This is a genomic window from Rhizobium sp. IY2 (genome assembly GCF_047532935.1).
In the GTDB taxonomy this organism is placed as follows: domain Bacteria; phylum Pseudomonadota; class Alphaproteobacteria; order Rhizobiales; family Rhizobiaceae; genus Rhizobium; species Rhizobium anhuiense.
The window spans coordinates 41,714-61,741 of the sequence record NZ_JBLKNU010000005.1; the positions used below are offsets into that span (position 1 = coordinate 41,714).

Annotated in this window: 18 protein-coding genes; 15 read left to right on the forward strand and 3 right to left on the reverse strand. The window is 59.2% G+C overall.

Annotated features, from left to right (window positions below):
• Positions 1 to 93 precede the first annotated feature (93 nt).
• The 7 genes from ACMUVN_RS17995 (at position 94) to fhuB (ending at position 8,424) form a co-directional block, all read left to right on the forward strand.
• Positions 94 to 1,608: a sugar ABC transporter ATP-binding protein gene (locus tag ACMUVN_RS17995; protein WP_132574759.1), complete on the forward strand. Its 1,515-nt coding sequence runs from the start codon at positions 94 to 96 to the stop codon at positions 1,606 to 1,608.
• Entirely contained in the window at positions 1,601 to 2,629 is a 1,029-nt protein-coding gene (locus ACMUVN_RS18000) for an ABC transporter permease (RefSeq protein WP_414815353.1), read from the forward strand. Before ACMUVN_RS17995 ends, ACMUVN_RS18000 begins: the two co-directional genes overlap by 8 nt.
• Entirely contained in the window at positions 2,629 to 3,615 is a 987-nt protein-coding gene (locus ACMUVN_RS18005; RefSeq protein WP_047613839.1) for an ABC transporter permease, read from the forward strand. The genes ACMUVN_RS18000 and ACMUVN_RS18005 overlap by 1 nt, the downstream gene beginning before the upstream one ends.
• 11 nt (positions 3,616 to 3,626) lie before the next feature.
• Complete coding sequence (locus ACMUVN_RS18010) at positions 3,627 to 4,475, forward strand: sugar phosphate isomerase/epimerase family protein (protein ID WP_047613837.1); 849 nt, start codon at positions 3,627 to 3,629, stop codon at positions 4,473 to 4,475.
• 292 nt (positions 4,476 to 4,767) lie between these two features.
• Positions 4,768 to 5,562 (forward strand): ABC transporter ATP-binding protein, encoded by a 795-nt coding sequence (locus ACMUVN_RS18015; protein WP_414815386.1) that lies wholly within the window; start codon positions 4,768 to 4,770, stop codon positions 5,560 to 5,562.
• A 13-nt stretch (positions 5,563 to 5,575) separates the two neighbouring features.
• A complete protein-coding gene (locus ACMUVN_RS18020) occupies positions 5,576 to 6,454 on the forward strand; it encodes an iron-siderophore ABC transporter substrate-binding protein (RefSeq protein ID WP_132574761.1) in 879 nt (292 codons plus the stop codon).
• Positions 6,454 to 8,424, forward strand: coding sequence for a Fe(3+)-hydroxamate ABC transporter permease FhuB (fhuB, locus tag ACMUVN_RS18025; protein ID WP_132574957.1), 1,971 nt, complete (start codon positions 6,454 to 6,456; stop codon positions 8,422 to 8,424). The genes ACMUVN_RS18020 and fhuB overlap by 1 nt, the downstream gene beginning before the upstream one ends.
• 259 nt (positions 8,425 to 8,683) lie before the next feature.
• Here fhuB and gcvA read toward each other — a convergent pair whose 3' ends face one another.
• On the reverse strand, positions 8,684 to 9,655 hold the full coding sequence (gene gcvA, locus ACMUVN_RS18030) for a transcriptional regulator GcvA (RefSeq protein ID WP_132574959.1): 972 nt from the start codon (positions 9,653 to 9,655) through the stop codon (positions 8,684 to 8,686).
• 127 nt (positions 9,656 to 9,782) lie between these two features.
• Here gcvA and ACMUVN_RS18035 point away from each other — a divergent pair, with 127 nt between their 5' ends.
• Both ACMUVN_RS18035 and ACMUVN_RS18040 read left to right on the forward strand, forming a co-directional pair.
• Positions 9,783 to 9,986 (forward strand): DUF1127 domain-containing protein, encoded by a 204-nt coding sequence (locus tag ACMUVN_RS18035; protein ID WP_132574763.1) that lies wholly within the window; start codon positions 9,783 to 9,785, stop codon positions 9,984 to 9,986.
• Positions 9,987 to 10,395: 409 nt separating this feature from the next.
• Complete coding sequence (locus ACMUVN_RS18040; RefSeq protein ID WP_165932250.1) at positions 10,396 to 10,566, forward strand: hypothetical protein; 171 nt, start codon at positions 10,396 to 10,398, stop codon at positions 10,564 to 10,566.
• A gap of 246 nt (positions 10,567 to 10,812) precedes the next feature.
• Here ACMUVN_RS18040 and ACMUVN_RS18045 read toward each other — a convergent pair whose 3' ends face one another.
• Positions 10,813 to 12,957 (reverse strand): TonB-dependent siderophore receptor, encoded by a 2,145-nt coding sequence (locus tag ACMUVN_RS18045; RefSeq protein WP_097595416.1) that lies wholly within the window; start codon positions 12,955 to 12,957, stop codon positions 10,813 to 10,815.
• A 263-nt stretch (positions 12,958 to 13,220) separates the two neighbouring features.
• Between ACMUVN_RS18045 and ACMUVN_RS18050 the strand changes: the two genes are divergently transcribed.
• The 5 genes from ACMUVN_RS18050 to ACMUVN_RS18070 are packed head-to-tail and all read left to right on the forward strand — an operon-like array spanning position 13,221 to position 17,390.
• A complete protein-coding gene (locus ACMUVN_RS18050) occupies positions 13,221 to 14,126 on the forward strand; it encodes a transketolase (protein WP_414815354.1) in 906 nt (301 codons plus the stop codon).
• A complete protein-coding gene (locus ACMUVN_RS18055) occupies positions 14,119 to 15,093 on the forward strand; it encodes a transketolase family protein (protein WP_047613829.1) in 975 nt (324 codons plus the stop codon). Before ACMUVN_RS18050 ends, ACMUVN_RS18055 begins: the two co-directional genes overlap by 8 nt.
• Positions 15,094 to 15,104: 11 nt before the next feature.
• Positions 15,105 to 15,758 (forward strand): acyl-ACP--UDP-N- acetylglucosamine O-acyltransferase, encoded by a 654-nt coding sequence (locus tag ACMUVN_RS18060; RefSeq protein WP_047613827.1) that lies wholly within the window; start codon positions 15,105 to 15,107, stop codon positions 15,756 to 15,758.
• A gap of 9 nt (positions 15,759 to 15,767) precedes the next feature.
• On the forward strand, positions 15,768 to 16,007 hold the full coding sequence (locus ACMUVN_RS18065; RefSeq protein WP_007637453.1) for a hypothetical protein: 240 nt from the start codon (positions 15,768 to 15,770) through the stop codon (positions 16,005 to 16,007).
• On the forward strand, positions 16,008 to 17,390 hold the full coding sequence (locus ACMUVN_RS18070) for an AMP-binding protein (protein ID WP_097543279.1): 1,383 nt from the start codon (positions 16,008 to 16,010) through the stop codon (positions 17,388 to 17,390).
• 60 nt (positions 17,391 to 17,450) lie between these two features.
• Here ACMUVN_RS18070 and ACMUVN_RS18075 read toward each other — a convergent pair whose 3' ends face one another.
• Positions 17,451 to 18,335, reverse strand: a complete 885-nt coding sequence (locus ACMUVN_RS18075; RefSeq protein WP_063474000.1) for a glycosyltransferase family 2 protein — start codon at positions 18,333 to 18,335, stop codon at positions 17,451 to 17,453.
• A gap of 492 nt (positions 18,336 to 18,827) precedes the next feature.
• On the opposite strand from ACMUVN_RS18075, the gene ACMUVN_RS18080 reads away from it, so the two are divergent.
• Complete coding sequence (locus ACMUVN_RS18080; protein WP_132574767.1) at positions 18,828 to 20,024, forward strand: DegT/DnrJ/EryC1/StrS family aminotransferase; 1,197 nt, start codon at positions 18,828 to 18,830, stop codon at positions 20,022 to 20,024.
• Positions 20,025 to 20,028: the final 4 nt, after the last annotated feature.

Below are 20,028 nucleotides of genomic sequence, written 5' to 3' on the forward strand. Positions count from 1 at the left end.
ACATGGACCGGCCCGACGTTCGGGAAAAGAGCGGTATCCGGCCATGGCTGGACCATTGACCTTTCATGGCATTCGACTGGACAGGCAACCGGCATGAGCATGGCAACGGATGATGGTGTGAAGGCCCCGCCGCTTCTTTCGCTTCGCGGCATCAACATGACATTCGGCGGTGTGAAGGCGCTGAAAAACGTCTCCTTCGAAGTCTTGCCCGGCGAAGTGCATTGCCTGGCCGGCGAGAACGGTTCCGGCAAGAGCACCCTTATCAAGGTGATATCAGGCGTCTATCGGCCTGCAGACGGCGCCGAGATCGTCTTTGACGGCGAGACGATATCCCACATGACGCCAGGCATGGCCCAGTCCCGCGGCATTCAGATCATCTGGCAGGACCTCGCGCTCTTTCCGGAAATGAGCGTGGCGGAAAACATCGCCTTCCAGACCCTTTCCGGTTCGCGCCCGCGCTTCGTCAATTATGCCGCGATCCGCGGAATAGCCGAGGAGGCGCTCGCCCGGCTTGGCGTCACCCTCGACGTCGACAGGCCTCTCAAGGATTTCGCCATCGCGCAGCGTCAGATCGTCGCCATTGCCCGCGCGCTGGTCGGAGAGGCCCGGATCGTCTTCATGGACGAGCCGACCGCCTCGCTCACCCAGTCTGAGACCGACCATCTGCTGGCGATCGTGCGCACGCTGTCGGCTTCGGGTGTTGCCGTGGTCTTCGTCAGCCATCGCCTTGCGGAAGTGCTGGATATCTCCTCGCGGATCACGGTGCTGCGCGATGGCGCGCTGGTCGGGGTCTACCCGGTGGAGGGCATGACCCAGTCTGACATCACCGAGCTGATGACCGGGCGCACCTTCGACCAGAATGTTCTCGCCCGCGACGTATCGCAGAACCCGGTGGTGCTCTCGGTCAGCAAGCTTTCCCGGCCTGGTGAGTTCGACGACATCTCCTTTGATCTGCGCCGTGGCGAGACGCTCGGGATAACCGGCCTGCTTGGCTCGGGGCGCACCGAACTTGCGCTTACGCTGTTCGGCATGCGCCGGCCCGCCGCCGGAACGATCGTGTTGGAGGGAAAGCCGGTGCGCTTTGCCTCCAACCGCGAGGCGATCACATCAGGTGTCGCCTATCTCTCCGAAGACCGCCTTTCTCTCGGTCTCAACCAGCCGCAATCCATCGCCGACAATCTGGTCATGGCCTCGCTCAACCGCATCCTGGGCCGGCGGCTCATTTCGCCAGAAAAGAAGCGCTCGCTCGTCGCGCGCTGGATCGCTGATCTCGGCGTCAGGATCGGCAAGCAGGACGATGCGATCTCGACGCTTTCGGGCGGCAATCAGCAGCGCGTCGCGATCGCCAAATGGCTCGCCACCGATCCCAAGGTGCTGATCCTCGATGCGCCCACGGTCGGCGTCGATGTCGGCGCACGCGCCGGTATCTTCGAAATCGTTGCGCGTCTCGCCGAGGCGGGGCTGGCTATCATTCTGATTTCGGACGAGGTGCCGGAGGTCTATTTCAACGCCGATCGGATCATCCATATGGAAAAGGGCCGCATCGCCGGCTGGCATGATCCGCGCGCGACCACACTGAAGGACCTGGAGGCGGCGGTCTATGCGTAAGCTGTTCCTGTCCCATACGACTGAATTCGTGCTCATCGCCGTCATCATCGCGATGAGCATTGTCCTGGCTTTCATGACCGACCGTTTCTTGACGCTCGGCAATGTCTTCGACCTGCTCAATATCAGCGCGGTCAACATTATCTTTGCCGTTGGCCTGCTCGTGGTGCTGATATCAGGCGGGATCGACATCTCCTTCGCCGTCGCCGCCTCGATCGTGCAATACGTCACTGCACTTGCGCTCGAGCGGATCGGCGGGGGTGGATGGATATCCGGCTTCCTGATTGCGGCCGGCATCGGCATCGTGCTCGGCGTGATCAACGCCTTCCTGATCCACCGCTTTCGCATCATCTCGATCGTCGCGACGATCGCAACCTTCAACGTCTATTTCGGCTTGCTGATGTTCTTCACCAAGGGTGTGTCGATCTACAATCTGCCCGACTGGCTGACGAGCCGCGTCATCATCTACGAGCGCGAAATGGCCGATGGGAGCTGGGCTGAGATCACGTTGCCTGTTGTGGTCATGGTCGTCTGCACGCTCGCCACCTGGTTCTTCATTACCCGCACGACGACTGGCCGGCAGCTCTATGCCTTCGGTGACAATCCGGAAGGCGCGCGCCGCTTCGGCATCAATATCGGCGCCATGCAGTTCATCGCCTTCGGCTGGCTTGGATTGGTGGCAGGCATCGCCGGGCTGATGCAGGCGCATTATGCGCAGGAGGTCGTTCCGAACGCACTCTATGGCCGCGAGCTCGATGTCCTGGCCGCAGTGGTGCTCGGCGGTGCGCGGCTGGGCGGCGGCAAGGGCTCCGTGCTCGGTTGCGTGTTGGGCGTGCTGCTCGTCTCGATCACCCAGAACGGCCTCAACCTGATGGGCGTCTCGCCCTTCGCCTTCAAGATGATCGTCGGCGCGATCATCCTCGTTGCGATCACTTTGTCGAGCGCTCGCATCGGCAATCTGGTGCCGGTGTTTGCCACCCGCAAATCGACCGGTGACAGACCTGCAGAAAGGGGAGAGAGCTGATGAACGCGCTCGCCGCCCGCTTCAACGCCATCTTCGGCGCCGACATGGCCGGTCCCCTCGCCGCGCTGGCGGCGGTGCTTGTCGTCTTCGGTTTCGCTTCGCCCCATTTCCTGACGGGCGCGACCTTCGGATCGGTCGCTTTTCAGCTTCCGGAGCTGGGCGTCTTGACGCTTGCGATGCTGATGCCGATCCTAACCGGCGGCCTCAACCTTGCGATCACCTTCACCGCCAACATCGCCGGCCTGACGCTCGCCTGGACGCTGCAGGCCAATGGCGGCATCGACGCCGGTCCGGGCGCCTTTCTGCTCGGCTCGGTTCTGGCGCTTGCCGTCGGCGCGGCAAGCGGCCTGGTCATGGGACTCGTCATCGCCTTTACCCGCGCCCACCCCATCCTCGTTTCGCTGTCGATGATGATCTTCCTGCGCGGCCTCGGTGAGTTCCTGACGCGCGGCGGCGATATCTCGGGCTTCCCCACCTTCATCGCTCCCATCGGCCACGGCAGCATTCTCGGCATCCCGGTACCTTTGTTGATCCTGATTGCCTGCGTGATCGCCAGCCACGTCCTGCTCTCGCGCTCCAAGCTCGGCTTTTCAACCTACATGATCGGCTCCAATATCGAGTCTGCCCGCTATTCCGGCATCAACACCCGCAAGATCCTGGTGCTGGTCTATATGCTCTCCGGGGTGATGGCTGCGGTTGCCGGCATCATCATGCTTGCACGCTTCAATTCGGTGCGCGTCGGCCACGGCGAATCCTATCTGCTGATCACCGTGCTCGCCTGCTTCCTCGGCGGCATCAATCCCTTTGGCGGCTTCGGCCGAGTCCTGCCCGTCTTCGTGGCGCTCATCGTGCTGCAGCTTCTCTCTTCGGGGCTCAACCTGCTCGGCGCCAACCAGCATCTCACCACTGCCGTCTGGGGCATCCTGCTCATCGTTGTGATGGTGCTGCGGTGGCTCTCGGCCAAGTTCCTCAGAATCGTGAAATAGGAGATACGACCATGGAAGGTTTCGGCGTTCACACCAGCATGTGGACCATGAACTGGGACCGCGCAGGCGCCGAGAAGGCGATTGCCGGGGCCGTGCACTACAAGATGGATTTCATCGAGATCGCGCTGCTCAACGCGCCTGCCGTCGATGCCAAACACACTCGCGACCTGCTTGAAAAGAACAAGCTGCGCGCCGTCTGCTCGCTCGGCCTGCCGGAGCACGCCTGGGCCTCCATCCGCCCGGATGCGGCAATCGAGCATCTGAAGGTTGCGATCGAAAAGACCGCGGAAATGAGTGCCGAAGCCCTGTCCGGCGTCATCTTCGGCGGCATCGGCGAGCGCACCGGCGTGCCGCCGACGCAAGGCGAATACGACAACATCGCCAAGGTGCTCGACGCCGCGGCAAAACACGCCAGGAAGTACGGCATTCAGCTTGGCGTCGAGGCCGTGAACCGCTACGAGAACCACCTGATCAACTCGGCGCAGCAGGCCGTCGACATGGTGGAGCGTGTCGGCGCGGATAACATCTTCGTCCACCTCGACACCTACCACATGAATATCGAAGAGAAGGGCGCAGCCAACGGCATCCTGATCGCCCGCGACCACCTGAAGTACATCCATCTTTCCGAAAGCGACCGCGGCACGCCGGGTTACGGCAACATTCCGTGGGATGCGATCTATGCCGCGCTCGCCGCAATCGGTTTCAAGGGCGGACTTGCCATGGAGAGCTTCATCAACATGCCGCCTGAGGTAGCCTATGGCCTGGCCGTCTGGCGCCCCGTTGCACGCGATATGGAAGAGGTCATGGGCAATGGCCTGCCATTTCTGCGCAACAAGGCGGAACAATACGGGCTGATCTGAGCGGATTGCCGGGTCACTTGAACACTCCGGTGGTGACCCTTACCGTTGTCGTAGGCCCCCTGCCGTTCAAGTGCCGTGGACCCTTGCGCGGCGTCGCAAAGGTCATCTTGTCAGCCTGGTTCTTCCTTCGAAAAACCAGGCTGATCAAGTGGCGAAAGGCGTGCGGCCGCATGCTGGTGACGAGCAGCAGGGCAGCCGCGTCGAAAGAAGCGAAAATAGTTGATTGCTGCTCTCATCTTTAGTACCGACCTATCACCCGGTTAAAGGATGTCACGTGGCCATACTCCCCCCGATGCAAGATCCGCCTCGAGCGGCCGAAACTTTTGTCGCCGAAAATATAGGCCTTTCGATCGAGGGGAACGCAATTCTCAGCGACGTAAGCCTGACATTTCCGGGCGGAGAAGTCGTGGCCCTGGTCGGCCACAACGGCTCCGGCAAATCCAGCCTTCTCAAAATGCTGGCGCGCCAGCTCGTGCCGAGCGCCGGATCGATCTCTTACGGAAACAGGGATCTGAGGACGTATAGCGAACGCGCCTTCGCTCGTTCGGTCGCCTATCTGCCCCAGGATGTCACGACCGGATCGGACATGACCGTCCGCGAGCTTGTGGGATGCGGTCGCTATCCGTGGCACGGAGCGCTTGGCCGCTTCACCAAGGACGATGAAGGGAAAGTCGAGGAGGCCCTTCAAGCAACGCATATCGAGAAGTTCGCCGATCGCATCGTCGGAACACTGTCGGGCGGTGAGCGGCAACGAGCCTGGATCGCCATGCTGATCGCTCAGGATGCCCGCTGCCTGTTGCTCGATGAACCGACTGCGGCACTCGATGTTCCCCACCAGATTGAGGTGCTCTCACTTGTGCGACGCTTGGCGCATGAGGGCGGAAGGAGCGTCGTCATCGTTCTCCACGACATCAACATGGCCGCGCGTTTCTGCGATCGGATCCACGCATTGAAACGCGGTGGCGTGGTTGCCAGCGGAACACCGAGCGCGATCCTCGCGCCGAAGACGCTGCAGGAGATCTATGGAATCGACATGGATGTGATCTCCGCGCCCACCCTGCCCTACCCGCTCGCCTATGTTTGCTGAGGTTGGGCGTTCAATGGGTGTTTCGCGGCGCTTCCTTCTACAGTTCGCGGCGGCCTCGGTCATTCCAGCTCCGCTGTTTGCGCAATCGATCGGCCCAAGGGTCGTCAGCCTCGACTACGGTCTTGCGTCCACGCTTTTATCCCTCGGATTGCCTCCGATCGGGATCTCGGACCTCGCCGATTGGGACAGATGGGTTGTCGAGCCGCGAATGCCAGAATCCGTCGTCGATATTGGCAGTGCGTTCGAGGTCAATTTTGAAATTCTCGTCGCGCTGAAGCCCGATATCATCCTGACCACACCCTACCTCGATGAGCTCTTGCCCAAGCTGCAGTCGGTGGCGAAAGTCGTTCGGCTGGAAATCTTTGTGCCGGGCATTGGAGCTATTCTTCCCGCTGCCATTGCGGCGACGCGCAAATTGGCCGTTGAGCTTGGTCGTCAGAATGAGGCGGAGCAGTTCCTCGCGCGCTCCGACGCCTTCTTCGAGCGATGCCGCAGCCGCCTGGCGGACAAGAACCTGCCGCCGGTCGCCCTGGTGAATTTCATGGATGCCCGCCATGTCCGCATCTATTCGAGTCCCGGGCTGTTCCACAATGTGCTCGAGCGCATCGGTGTCCGGAACGCCTGGACCAGAGAGTCGAATTATTGGGGTTTTGAAACGATCGGCATTGAAGAGCTCTCCAAGATCACCGATCCAGATGCGCGTCTGATCGCCTTCGACCCCGTTCCTCCGGACGTTCTTCCGAAACTCGCTCAGAGCCCGCTGTGGAACAGGTTGGCCTTTGCGCGTCCCGGCCACCTGTCAATTCTGCCGCCGGCCCTGATGTTTGGCATGGTGAACGAGGCCATGCGCTTCGCGGGCCTTTTGACAGATCTTCTGGAAAAAGAAGCATGATGATATCCCGCCGCGACAATATCGGGCCAGCATTAGTCTTCCTTCTCCTGATTGGCGGTGGAGGCGCGGCATCGTGGTTTCTTGCCGCTCCTGCGCTGTCTGAAATGGCGTTACCGAATTACGATGTCACGCGAATGGTATTGTACTATTCGACGCTTCCCCGCCTTGCGACGGCGCTCATTGCCGGCGCTATGCTTGCCTTGTCTGGTGCGCTGTTTCAGCAGGTTTTGCGAAACCCGCTCGCCGACCCTACCACTCTCGGCGTGTCGGCCGGAGCAAACCTGGCGCTGGTGGTAACCTCTCTGTTTCTCCCGGACTTGCTGGGCGCCGGCCGTGATATTGTCGCTCTGATCGGCAGTGCGACCGCGGCCGTGATCGTCGTCAGCCTTGGGGCGCGCCGCGGTTTTTCGCCTTATTCGCTTGTTCTGTCGGGGCTGGTTCTCAGCCTATGGTGTGGCGGCCTCTCTGCCATCCTGATCTATCTGAACCAGCGCTATCTCTCGAGCCTGTTCATCTGGGGTGCCGGCTCGCTGGCGCAGCAAAGCTGGGTCATTCCCCTGTCGCTTCTTTGGAAGTTGAGCGTCGCCGCGATCGTCTGCACTTTCGTGATCAGGCCGCTTTCGCTGCTCGATCTTGGCGAGAGCAGTTCCACGGCGCTCGGCGTCAGATTGGTCCGTCTGCGTTTCGTTGTCGTCGCGCTTGCTGTCGCGCTTGCTACCTTCGTCACCAGCGCCGTCGGCGTCATTGGTTTCATTGGACTGGTCGCGCCGACGATCGCACGATTGTCCGGAGCGCGGCGTCCCGCGCAGCTCATCTTCTGGTCTCCCCTGATCGGCGCCGGGCTGCTTCTCTTCGCCGACTCTGTTCTGCAACTGGTCGCAGGCGGGCTTGGTGATTTCTTGCCGACGGGAGCGGTAACGGCCATCTTCGGTTCGCCGCTGCTCCTCGCGCTCCTGCCGCGGCTGAAGATCCGTCATAGATTGCAGCAAGCGCCGGCGTTCGGACAGTCACGTCGATGGAATGGAACCGCACCGGTCCTCATCGCCGCTGCCGGCCTGCTTATGCTGTTGATGGCCAGCGTTTTTCTCGGACGTGACGTCAATGGCGGCTGGGCCTTCGCTTCCGGCGAATTCTCGTACGATGTCCTTGCCATCAGGATACCTAAAATCCTCGCCGCTCTGGCATCGGGCGCGATGCTTGCGGTCGCGGGCTCGATCCTTCAGCGGTTGACCGGAAATGAAATGGCAAGTCCCGAAGTTCTCGGGATCAGTGCCGGCGCGACCTTCGGCGTTGCGATTGCCCTCTTTGCCGTCGCTCCCGGATTTTCCGGTCAATTTGCCTTTGCCGTGGCCGGTGCGATCAGTGTGCTTGCCATCATCTTCGCCAGTTCCCGGCGATCGGGCTTCGCTCCCGAGCGAGTCCTGCTTGCGGGCATTGCCTTAAGCGCGATGGTCGATGCCGTCGTCGGCGTGTTGAGCTCGACCGGAGATCCGAGAGCCGTTCTGCTGATGCGCTGGATGAGCGGGTCCACCTACCTTATCGAAGGGTCGACCGCGGCAACGGAGGTAGCGCTTGGCGCTGTGCTGATTGCCGTCGCGCTCGCCGCCCGCCGCTGGCTTGACATACTTCCCCTTGGGCCGTCGCCTTCGGCGGCGGTCGGCGTACCATTGGCGAAATCGCGATTTGCGCTTTTTGGCCTCGCAGGATTGTTGACGGCCGCCGCGACGCTGACGGTTGGCCCCTTATCATTTATCGGCCTGATGGGACCTCACCTGGCGCGGGAGGCGGGACTGACGCGCGCGTTGCCGCAAATGGCTGGCGCCGCTCTGATCGGCGGGGGGCTTATGGTTGCCGCCGATTTTGTTGGCCGCACGATCGTATCGCCCTATCAGATCCCGGCCGGTCTCGTTTCCGCACTCATCGGAGCACCGTTCCTGATGCTGATGATGCGCAAGCGCGGTGTCGGCTGAGGGTTGCCACAGGAAGGCCCGGCATTAGGTAGCAAAGACCACCAAAAGCGCCTTACGCCTCTGAATCAAAACAGAATTTCAGGCCAGCATTCCCATGAATGCGGCTGACGTTGATTGGGTTATTGACAACGTTGCCACGGAGCCTACGTCGGCGGAACGGCAATGCGATTGCGGAGAGTGACGCTTTTCAGAGTAGAGGGTGTGAATACTTCGGACATGTTGCCTCTGGTTGGGCAATTCGATGCACGGCTTGGGCTGCCTAAGCCTCTCTGGTCCCGCGCCCCTTTTCATCGGATGCAGGTGTTCGCGATTCCTGACCCGGCATCTGTTCCGCCTCGTCAAGAATCCATTCGCGAAAGGCGACGACACGGGGATCGGAAGCCGTTTCCTGCGGATACACGAGGAAATAGGCGAGTTCGGACGGAATCGGGATGCCAAGATCGAAAAGCCGGACAAGCCGCCCCTCGGCCAGATCGTTTGCGACAGTGGTGAGGTCCACAAGTGCCACAGCATCCCCGCTGATCGCGGCTTGAAGCATTTCCGATGACGTGGCGAGCGCAACCGTACGACTGTCGTCGAAGGCGTCGATACCGGCAGCCGCCATCCACGTCGACCAGTTCGGCCACGCGACACCCTGTCGCTCCCATTCGATATGGACCAAGGTGTGATCAAGCAGATCAGTCGGCGTTCGAATGGGCCTCTCGGACGCGAGTAGCCGAGGACTGCATACGGGCACGACAACGTCATCAAACAATCGATCAGCGCAAAGGCCGGGATAGTTTCCCGTGCCAAAGCGAATGCCGATATCGATGTCGTCCAGCTCGAAGTCGCGCACCTCGGGGGAGATATCAAAGCGCAGGTCGATTTCCGGCCAAGCGCCACGGAAGCGTTTCAGCCGCTGCATCAGCCATTTGACTGCAAAGTCCGGATCGACGGTGATTTTCAGGTGGCGGGAGCCGCGCTCGCTCCTGCGGGCCTGTGCGACGGCACGCTTCATGAGTTCGAGCGCGTCACCGGATGCGCGGCAAAGGATCAATCCAGCCTCCGTCGTGCGGATCGAGCGATTGGTGCGCTTGAAAAGCGACAGGCCGAGCCGGTCCTCGATTTCCTTGATCTGGTAGCTGACCGCCGCCGGGGTCAGGCCAAGTTCGTCGGCCGCTCGACTGAAGTTCAGATGTCGCCCCGAGGCATCAAGCGCTCTTAGCGCCCGCATTCCAGGAATTATGCTCATTTTTGCTTCAAAGAAAGTTTGAAATTCTGAACGAGAATACTCGTTTCCCTGCTCGCATTCAATATGCGAGTATGTCAATTATTCGAGAAATATCAGGTCGCCGCGATAACGGCAAGGAATATGCCACATGAACTCGACCAAAATTACCCTCAATTTTTTTAATTCAAAAATGCACGATCTGGTGCGTCGATTCAACGATGAAACCCGCCGGCGGCGGACACTGCATTACCTCAAGCGAGACCTGCGTCGTCTTACTGAGCAACGCCTGCGGGACATAGGCATCAACCCGCAGAACATTCCTCATCTGACGAAATGTGAATTCGAGTTTTGAAATCAGGCCCCAATGGGCTTCTGGGAAGAAAGCCCCGACATCTGGGCATTCATTTCCACATGCCTGCAATGGGCCGAAAGCAATCGCGGGTCGCACGGATATCCAGCAAAAGGCTTTCGATCTCTCGCCAAAATTAACCATTTAGACCTCCTTCGGTCGACCTCGACGCGAAGTCCAGATAAGAACCTGGATCATGTTCAGGATGATACAAATACAGCTCTGATCTCCCGCGGCCTTTTCGTCCGCCGATCTGCTGTGCCTGCCGTCGACCTCTGGAGTCTGAACATGACCCTCATCGCCACCGCTGCCATTGCCCATCGCTCCCGCGCCGAGGTGTCGACCGTCAGTGTGTTGGTCGATGGCTTGGAAATACGCCCAGCCGCCTTCCGGATGGCGGAGTGGTTGAGCCGTGGCGAACCCCGACGACACGCCCAAGGGCCAGCATTTCCTGCTCTCGCCAGAGTGCCGAACGCTGACGGTGCTCGATCTCGCCAAGATGCGGGATGCGACTGCCTACAACTGGTTTAAGCGCCTGCGCTGGCACCAGACGGAGGGCAAGCCTTACTGCCCCCGGTCATGAGGCAGACACCAGCAGGATACCGGTGCGATGTTCGGCTTCTTCCGACGATAGGGCGCTGGCAGCACCGATAGCGAATAGCTTCTATGGTCAAAGACGGTAAGGGCGGCCGTTCATCGAAAGATGAGCATTCACCATGGCGTTCGGTATAGATGCCTTGGAACACTGGCTACAGCGCAGCGATCCTTATAACTTCGACGTTCAGATTGCGGACGCCGCCTTGATCGGACAAGGCGGCGTCCGTCACCTTTACCAGGAATACTTCAGCGTGCCGACGACCTTGCGCCGATCGCCGTAGAACTCAGTTCCGTAGTAGCTGCTGGCGATATATTTGCGATCGAACAGGTTCGTCGCGTTGACGGCAAGCGTCACGTCCTCGGTCACCTTGTAGCTGACCGCGGCATCAAACAGCGTGTAGGCGGCAACCGACACGGTATTTGCATCGTCCCCATAGGACTGGCCGATATAACGCACACCGCCGCCGAGCGTCAGGTCGCCGCGCTTTCCGTCTCCGGGGATCGTGTAGTCGAGCCAGGCGGATGCCAAGTGCCGCGGCACGCGTGAAGGCCGGTTACCGATGTTGCCGCCGGTGCCGTCCTCGCGGATTTCGGCGTCCCAATAGGAATAAGCAAGCGTGAGATTAAGCCTGTCGTTGATTGCGGCTTTGCCTTCGAGTTCGATGCCGCGCACACCCACCTTGCCGATCTGCTCCTGAACCAGAGGGGTGACATAGCTCGGCACATTCGTTTGGGTAAGATCAAACAGCGCCAAGGTGAAGAGGCCATCAAACCCATCAGGGCGATATTTGAGGCCAATCTCGTATTGTTCACCTTCCTGTGGCTTCAGCGAGCCCGTCACGGTGTATCCGTTTGCGGTCTGCGCGACGAGCGGCTGGAAGCTTTCCGAATAGTTCGCATAGGCTGCGAGATTCGGCGTAAATTTATACGTCAGCCCGGCACGCTTGGTGAAGGCTGACGCCGTGTCGTCGTCGCTTGTCCCGCTGTCGAGGTAATCCGCAGTCGTGTGGACATGGTCCCATCGTCCGCCCAGGGTAACGATCCATCGGTCGTCGAAGGTCAGTTGCTCCTGTGCGTAGATCCCGACCGCCTGCTGCTTGACGCGCCAGTTCACGTACGGGCCGAGATTGATGCAGGAGAGACCGCAATAGACGGGGTCGTTGATATCGATCGGTCCGGCCGTCCCGAACAGGATGTTCTCGCGCGTATTGTCGTTGGTGTAATCGACGCCGACCAGCGTCTTGCTGTCGATCCCGTTCCATGTCGCATCATATTGCAGCTGATTGTCGATGGCATAACGGTTGGACATGCCGTCGACCGAGAACGCCGTTCGATCGGCGGTCGGATCCAGTGATGCGCCATAGACTTCGGCATAGTCGAGCTCGAGATGCGTATAGCGGGCATTCGAGCGAAAGGTCAGATTTTCATTGATCTCGTGTTCGAACTGATAGCCGATGTCGGCCTGCTCCGTATTGAAGCGATTGAAGTCCGGCTCGCCGAGGAAGGTGTCGATATCGATATCGGCGTCCGTGGGAAATCCGCGCGCGCCCGTTCCATCGCGTTTGTAATAGTCGGTCAGGATGGTGAGCGAGGTCCCCTCTTCCGGTTTGATCGTCAGGGCCGGTGCAACGTAGGTGCGGTCGTCGTTCGAATGATCCCAGCCCTGATCACCGTCCTTGGCAAGTGCGGTAAGCCGGTAGCTCCACACGCCGTCGGGATCGATCGGCCCGCCGAAATCCGCGCCTACTTCCTTGGTGCCATCACCATAGGAGGTGTAAATTTCGCCATGCTTCTCATCCAAGGGCCGCTTGGTGATCGCATTGACCAGTCCTCCCGGACCGTTGAGACCGAAGAGGGTCGAAGTCGATCCCTTCAGGACCTCGACGCGCTGAAGACCATAGGGTTCAAGGCGGCTGGCCGTGAACCACGCGGGAATACGCGCCGCCAGACCATCCCGATAGGTGCCGAGCGCCGTCTGATCAAAGCCGCGAATTCTTATATAATCGTACCGGTCGTCGTTGCCGAACTCATCCGAAAAGACGCCGGCAGTATAAGCGACCGCCTGCTGAAGATTGTCCACATGACGCTCTTCCAACTCCTTTTGCGTCACCACCGATACGGAGGCCGGGACATCGATGACCGGAGTGTCTGTTTTGGTGCCGGTGGCGGTATTCTTGGCGACGATGGTGCGATCCGGGCCAACCACACGATCCGACTTGCCCGTTATGACGATCGGGGCCAATTGCGTCGCCTCTTCGGCCGAATTGTCCTGTGCCCAGCCGATGCCTGCCGATCCGAACGACACCGTTATCAACGCGCTGCTCGCAACCAATCGGCTTGTGAACATGCGCAACTTTCCCTGTAGTCCCACTGTCATACTATCCCCTGTCAGACCAATATCGGGCAGTGTGACGGCCGCCCCTCCGGCCACTGCTAAGGTTGCGTTTACTCAAACAGGAGAATTGGAGTCAACTTAATAATCACGGTTTGTGACCATCTTTGCACCCAGTCGAACCTTGAGGTTTTGGAGCAACACGGGCCGCGCGCCCGGCAGTCTCGATCGGGCTTGGGGCGGGCAACGAAGCGGCAACAGACCCGCACAAGCTTCAATTGGAAGGATCGGCAATGGGATGGTTTGAGATGGACCATTCCGATCTAAACCGCTTCCGAAAGATGCAAGCTAGCCTGATGATCAATACAAGCTTCGAGGAGTCCTGTGCGTGGGTTCGTCGTATAATCGTCGACACCGCGTTTCGGTGCGGACAGTCGGCGCACATCGGCGGTAGCCTGAGCATGGTAGAGCTGTTGAATACGCTCTTCGGCGACGTGCTTTCGCATCGCCCCCATGAACCTCAATGGGACGGTCGCGACATCTTCATTCTTAGCAAGGGGCATGCAGTGCTGGGCTATCTGGCGGTGCTGCATCGCTTCGGCTATTTCGACGCCGAAAAGCTTGCGACCTTTCAGACAAACGGCAGCGATCTGATCGCTCACCCGGTAAAGAAGGTCGCGCTCGGCATCGAAAGCTCCAATGGCAGCTTGGGCCAGGGCCTTGCCTATGGCGTGGGCATCGCCCTTGGTATGCGCAAGCGCAAACAAGACCGTCGTGTTTATGTGCTTCTCGGCGACGGCGAATGCAATGAAGGGTCCGTCTGGGAGAGCGCCGCTTCGGCTTCGGAAATGGGCGTCGGCAACCTTACCGCGATCATTGATGAGAACGGATTCCGCAACGACGGGCCGAATGCCACCTATAGCAATAGAATTGCATTGACGAACATCTGGAAAGCTTTCGGCTGGAACGTCATCAATGTCGATGGCCACGATCACCATCAGATCCTGTCGGCACTCCAGCAGGCAAAGCAGGTCGCGGATATGCCGACCGCCATCGTCGCCCGTACCGTGAAAGGCAAGGGATTGTCATTCATGGAGAATAACAACGATTGGCATCACAATCGCATCACGGGAACTGTCTATGAAGAGTGCCTGAAGGCGCTCGGCGAGGGCACTGGATCGGAGCTGGAAACGGAAGGAGAATTCCGTGGTTGAGTTGTCGAGCCGCAATGCACGCACATGGTCGCGCATCGGGCCGCGGGCTGTTTATGGCCAGGCGCTGACAGCGCTTGCGACCGAAAACGAGAACATTATCGCGATGAGCGCCGATCTCGGCCGGTCTTCCGGTCTAGACCGATTCTCCAAGGAATATCCGGACCAATTCCTTAATACCGGAATTGCCGAGCAGAACATGGTGGGCTGCGCTGCCGGTCTCGCGCGCATGGGGTTCGACGTGTTTGCCTCGACGTTTGCGCCCTTTGCTTCAATGCGGGCAAGCGAACAGGTGCGCATGAACATGGGTTATATGGGCGAGCCGGTGAAGCTCGTTGCACTTGGTAGCGGTCTGGCGATGGCTTATCTCGGCAACTCCCATTTCGGCCTGGAGGATGTCGCGGTCATGCGTACTGTGCCGGGCCTGACGATCATATCGCCGGCCGACTGCTCGGAAATTTACAAGACGTTGGAGGCTTGTGTCGGCTTCGACCAGCCTGTCTATATCCGCCTGACCGGCACGCCCAATGCACCGGTCGTCTATACGGAAGACTACACGTTCGAAATCGGCAAGGCCGTTTGGCTGACGCCGCCATGCGAGGTGATGCTGATCTCGAGCGGCACCACGGTCGGGCATTGCCTTCTGGCTGCTGAAAAGCTGAAAGAAGCCGGTCTGGAAGTCGGCGTCCTCAACATGCATACGATCAAGCCGCTGGATGCGGTCGCACTGGCTGACGTCGCCCGCCATGCCAGCACGGTTTTCGTCATCGAGGAGCACACGACGGTCGGCGGTCTCGGCAGCGCAATCCTTGATCACTACAATGCTTCGGGAACGCCGTTTCCGCGCATCGTGACCCATGGCATTCCGGATCGCTTCGTCGAGACTGGTGATTATGCGTTCATGCTGAAGGCTGCGCGCTTGGATGGCGAGGGTATCGCCGGTTTCCTGCAGGAAAAGTTGTTGCAATAGGAAATCGAAGCATGAGTCTGGATCATTGGTACATCTACGGGGCGGGCGGTCTCGGCATTGAAACCATGGACATACTGCAATCGGCAATCCGCCGAGGCCTGCAGCAACCTCACCATTGTGCATTCATCGTCGATCATCCGACGGCGACCGAGGTGCTTGGGTTTCCGGTCGTCGCCGTGGGGGATCACGTTCCCGGCGCCAAAGTGACGATCGCAGTCGGGGAACCTTTTGCCCGGAAGGCTCTGCTCGAGAAGGTGGAAAGGTTGGGCCTCGTGCTTCAATCGATCTTCTCCCCCGATGCCTTCATTTCTGAGTATGCGGAGATTGCCGACGGCGTGATCGTCGCGCCGCATGTCTCCATCCAGGCGACGGCAAAGATCGGTCGAAACGTCGCCGTCAATACAGCTTCGATCCTTGGCCACGACATTGTGGTAGGAGAAAACTGCGTCGTCTCATCCATGGTCAATCTGGGCGGCGGCACGCAAGTCGGGACGTTGAGTTATCTGGGCATGGGCGCACTCGTCAAGGAACGCGTGCAAATCGGACACTCGTCAATTGTCGGCATGGGCTCGGTCGTGCATATCGACATTCCCGATGAAGTCATTGCGCTGGGCAATCCCGCGCGCGTCGTTCGCAGGAACGAAGACAAAAAAGTGTTCAAGTAGGAGCAAGACATGAGCAACAAAGAAAAATACGATGCCGCCTTCATCGAAACGTTCGGTATTGGCGCCGAGGATTTGAGCGACGGCCTCCAGTATCAGAGCATTCGCGCTTGGGACTCGGTTGGTCACATGGCGCTTATCGCATCTCTTGAGGATACGTTCGACATCATGCTTGATATGGACGACGTGGTCGATTTCGGCTCGTACAAGACCGGCCTGAAGACGCTCGAGAAATACGGCGTGTCGTTCTGAATGTTCTGGCAAAGCCTCTCGGATGGCGCCGATGACAGGACGTTCCTGATCGCCGATGGACGCCGCTACAGCTACAACGACGTTTTCGGACTCGGAGATGCGCTATTCTCCAAGGCCGACAGGGCGATCGTACTGATTCTGTGCGATCGGTCGCCCGAAACCGTTGCGGCCTATCTGGGAGCCTTGCGGAAAGGTCTCGTGCCCATGTTGGTCGACGGTGAACTGACCCGTCACTCGCTGGAACGCACCGTTGGAGCCTATAGCCCCCGTTACATCGTCGCTCCCGCAGAGATGGCGCTGGAAGACTATGCGCCAAACGGGCGATTGGGCACAAAGGCTCTGTTCGAGCGGTCGTCGGTCGTAAACACGACGCTGCATCAAGATCTTGCCTTGCTCATTCCCACCTCGGGTTCGACAGGCGACCCTAAATGCGTGCGACTGACGGCCAACAATATCGATGCCTGCACGCGTTCGATCGTCGAATATCTCGGCATGACCGGAGAACGCATTACGGTCAGCCTTCTGCCATTTCATTACTCCTACGGGCTTTCCGTTCTCCACAATACGATATTTGCGCGCGCCTGCATGGTGTTGACTGATAAGTCCATCCTCGACAGGAGCATTTGGCAAATGATCGAAGAGGAGAGAGTTACCGACCTTGCCGGCGTGCCCTTCACATTCGAAACATTGCGGCGCATTCGCCTGAGCGAGGCCTGCCTTGGCAATCTCGTCTGCGTGACGCAGGCCGGCGGGCGCCTGGCACCGGAACTGACTCGCCATTTCTGGCAGTATTTCGCCGATCATGGCGTGCGCTATTTCACCATGTATGGCCAGACCGAGGCTGCCCCGCGCATTTCCTATGTCCCCCCCGGCCAGGCGATCGAGAAGCTGGGAAGCGTCGGCATTCCGCTGCCCGGCGGTCGAGCTTTGATCGCGGAAACGGGCGAGCCGATCGGCGAAGGTGAGCTGCTCTATGTCGGCCAGAACGTGTCGATGGGCTATGCGACCTCCGCTCAAGACCTTGAAAAGGGCGACGAATTCCACGGTAAACTTTATACCGGCGACTATGCCAAAATCGATGAGGACGGGTTCATCACAATCGTGGGCCGTAAGAAGCGCTTCATCAAACTGCACGGAATTTCAGTCAATCTCGATCATGCGGAGTCCGTGCTGAAGTCCGGCGGGCTTGATTGCATCGTCATCGGTGCCGAAAACCGGCTGATGGTCTGCATCAGGGAGCCGGATGCGGAGCGAGCGCAGACGGCGTTGAAGGATAACTTCAATTTCCACCCGTCTGTTGCAAGGGTGGTTGTCTCCGAAACCCTACCGCTCACCTCCGCCGGAAAGCCGGACTACGTTACGCTGTCCGAGCGTTTCCTGTAGACCTCTGCGAAATCAAAGGCGGCAGAGCCGCATCTGTCCTGCAGCAGCCTATCGGCAATATCAGAGCTTCGCCAGCATGGCCTGCAAGTCGACGATCCGGGCCCTCAACTGCGGATAAGCGTTCTGCCAGTAGCCGTAGTGCTCGAGCAGACGGCGCATGGAGGCCGGCAGATCCTCTCTTGTCATATAGCCCTTTTCGAAGGCCATCTTCATCACTTCCTCATAGTAAAGAATGCCGTTGATGAAGAGCGGATTGATCTCGTGATTTGAGGTCGAATTGGCATGCTGGCGGAAATAGGAAAGCGGATGCGGATGTCCGATGATCGGGCCGCGTTTGGCGAGATCGATCCATGCCGATAGATCAAGGATGCCGCGGAAGATCCCATCCTCATCGACCCGAAACAGGCGGAATGCGCCGTTCTCGTCGAAGCAATCGTCCTTTCGGAACATCACGCTCGAGAATTCACCAATCAGGTTCATGTGATTGACAGCTGTCACACGGATGAAGGCGCCGCCGTCGATGACCTTTGCCTGGTCGGCGATGCCGAAGTGATTGACCAGCGACGTGATGCGGTTTTTCCCATCGATCAGGTAACGCGGCGAAAAGGCGAGCCTCGTGCCGAGATGGCGGCTCTCCTCCAGTGTCTCGAGCAGGAACTGAACGCAGAATGGGTTGATAATGTCATCATCGAACAGAAACTTGATGTATTCGCCGTTCGCAAGATTGGCCAGCCGGATGACATTGGAAAACTCGCTCGGCTTCGGATTTCGGCTATAGGAGAGATGCTGCTGATATCGCTCGCAGATATTTGCGATTGCATCCGTTGGGCAATCGTCTGAAACGATAATCTCCGTATCGCCATAGCTTTGCCCGATGGCACTCTTCAAGGCTTGCTCAAAGAAATCCGGCTTGTAGGCGGGGATGCAGATCGATACTCGGGGCATTGCTGGTCCTTTTTGCGGTTGTCTCACCCGTGAGCGGTTGGAAGTGGCATGACGCTGGCGCGGCGCGCGCAGTTCCCCAGCACGAGATTCAATGTCGGATGAAGTCGATGCCTGGCGACTGTCGATGGGGCGGCACGGCCAGTGCCCTGATTTCCGGCAGTCGTTGTCTGCTCAAAACGCTTGTTGTCGAAGAGCAGCTCGCTGCGGCATGTTCCACGGGCGCCTCATTGACGACGATACGGCGACCACTCGAAGCGTGTGAGATCATCAGGCGGACTGCACTTTCGGAAGCGGTTTCTGTGCGGAAACGGCCCATCTCAAACCATCTCGCCGCCGATTTTTCCAATTTAACCTTGTGCGAGTCTTTTGCCCTCTTGCTCACCGTCCGGCACCCCGCGCGCAAGCCACGAGAAAGCTAACCCCCCTAGTCTGCGGAGACAATCAAGGCCCGGTTTCCGCCTTGTGGCATATATCGTGATATGGAGCAGTGAAATGACGGCGAACGAACTACCCATTGTTCCAGTAACGAAGCCGCTCCTTCCCGATCTCGCAACGGTCAACCGTACCCTCGCCGACATCTGGGCTACCGCCTGGCTGACCAACATGGGTGCTCAGCACCGTGAACTGGAATCACGGCTTGCCCACTTTCTCGACGTTCCCTTCGTTAGCCTGTTCAATAACGGCACCGTCGCCCTGCAGATCGCGCTGAAAAGCCTCGGCCTGCCTGCCGGCGGCGAGGTCATCGTCACGCCCTTCACCTTTCCGGCGAGTGTACACGTCATCGATGCCTGCGGACTGACGCCGGTATTTTGCGATATCGATCCCGTCACGCTGACCATCGACCCGGTTCGGATCGAAAACCTTATCACGGACCGCACCTGCGCCATCCTCGGCGTTCATGTCTACGGCATTGCATGCGACGTGAAGGCCATTGATGCGCTCGCGGCAAAGCACGGCATCAAAGTCATCTACGACGCTGCTCACGCCTTTGCCACGCGTGTCGACGGGAAGCCGATCAGCCTCTTCGGCGACATCACGATGCACAGCTTTCACGCAACGAAGCTTTTTCACACCGTCGAAGGCGGTGCGCTGATTTCACCGCATGCGGAACTTCAGCGCACGATCTACCTTCAGCGGAATTTTGGCATTGCCAACGAAGAAACAATCCTGCTCGCCGGCCTCAACGGCAAAATGAACGAACTGCAAGCGGGCGTCGGCCTTGCCGTACTCGACATGGTGAAGGATGAATGGGAACGTCGCCGGTCATTGCTCGAGCAATACCGCACGTTGATCTCCGCCATGCGCGGCGTCACCATCCTCGAGCCACAGGCCGGTGTCACGCCGAGCTATCAATATCTGCCGGTACGCATCGATCCCGATCAATCCGGCTTCACACGCGACATCCTCTACAGCAGATTCCGCGAAAAGAACGTGCTCGCGCGCAAATATTTCTACCCGCTTTGCAGCGATGCCCCGCACTATAAGAACCAGCCTTCCGCGCAGGCTTCCAACCTGCCGGTGGCGACTCAGGCGGCGAAGGAGGTCCTTTGCCTGCCGTTCTTCGGCGCGCTGACCGCCAGCGATCTGGCACGGATATTCAACGTCATGATCGCCACCTACGAGGAATATCACTCGGCGTCGCTGCCCACGGTCGGCCTTGCTACGGCAGCCATGGGACGAAGAGGCTGAAACG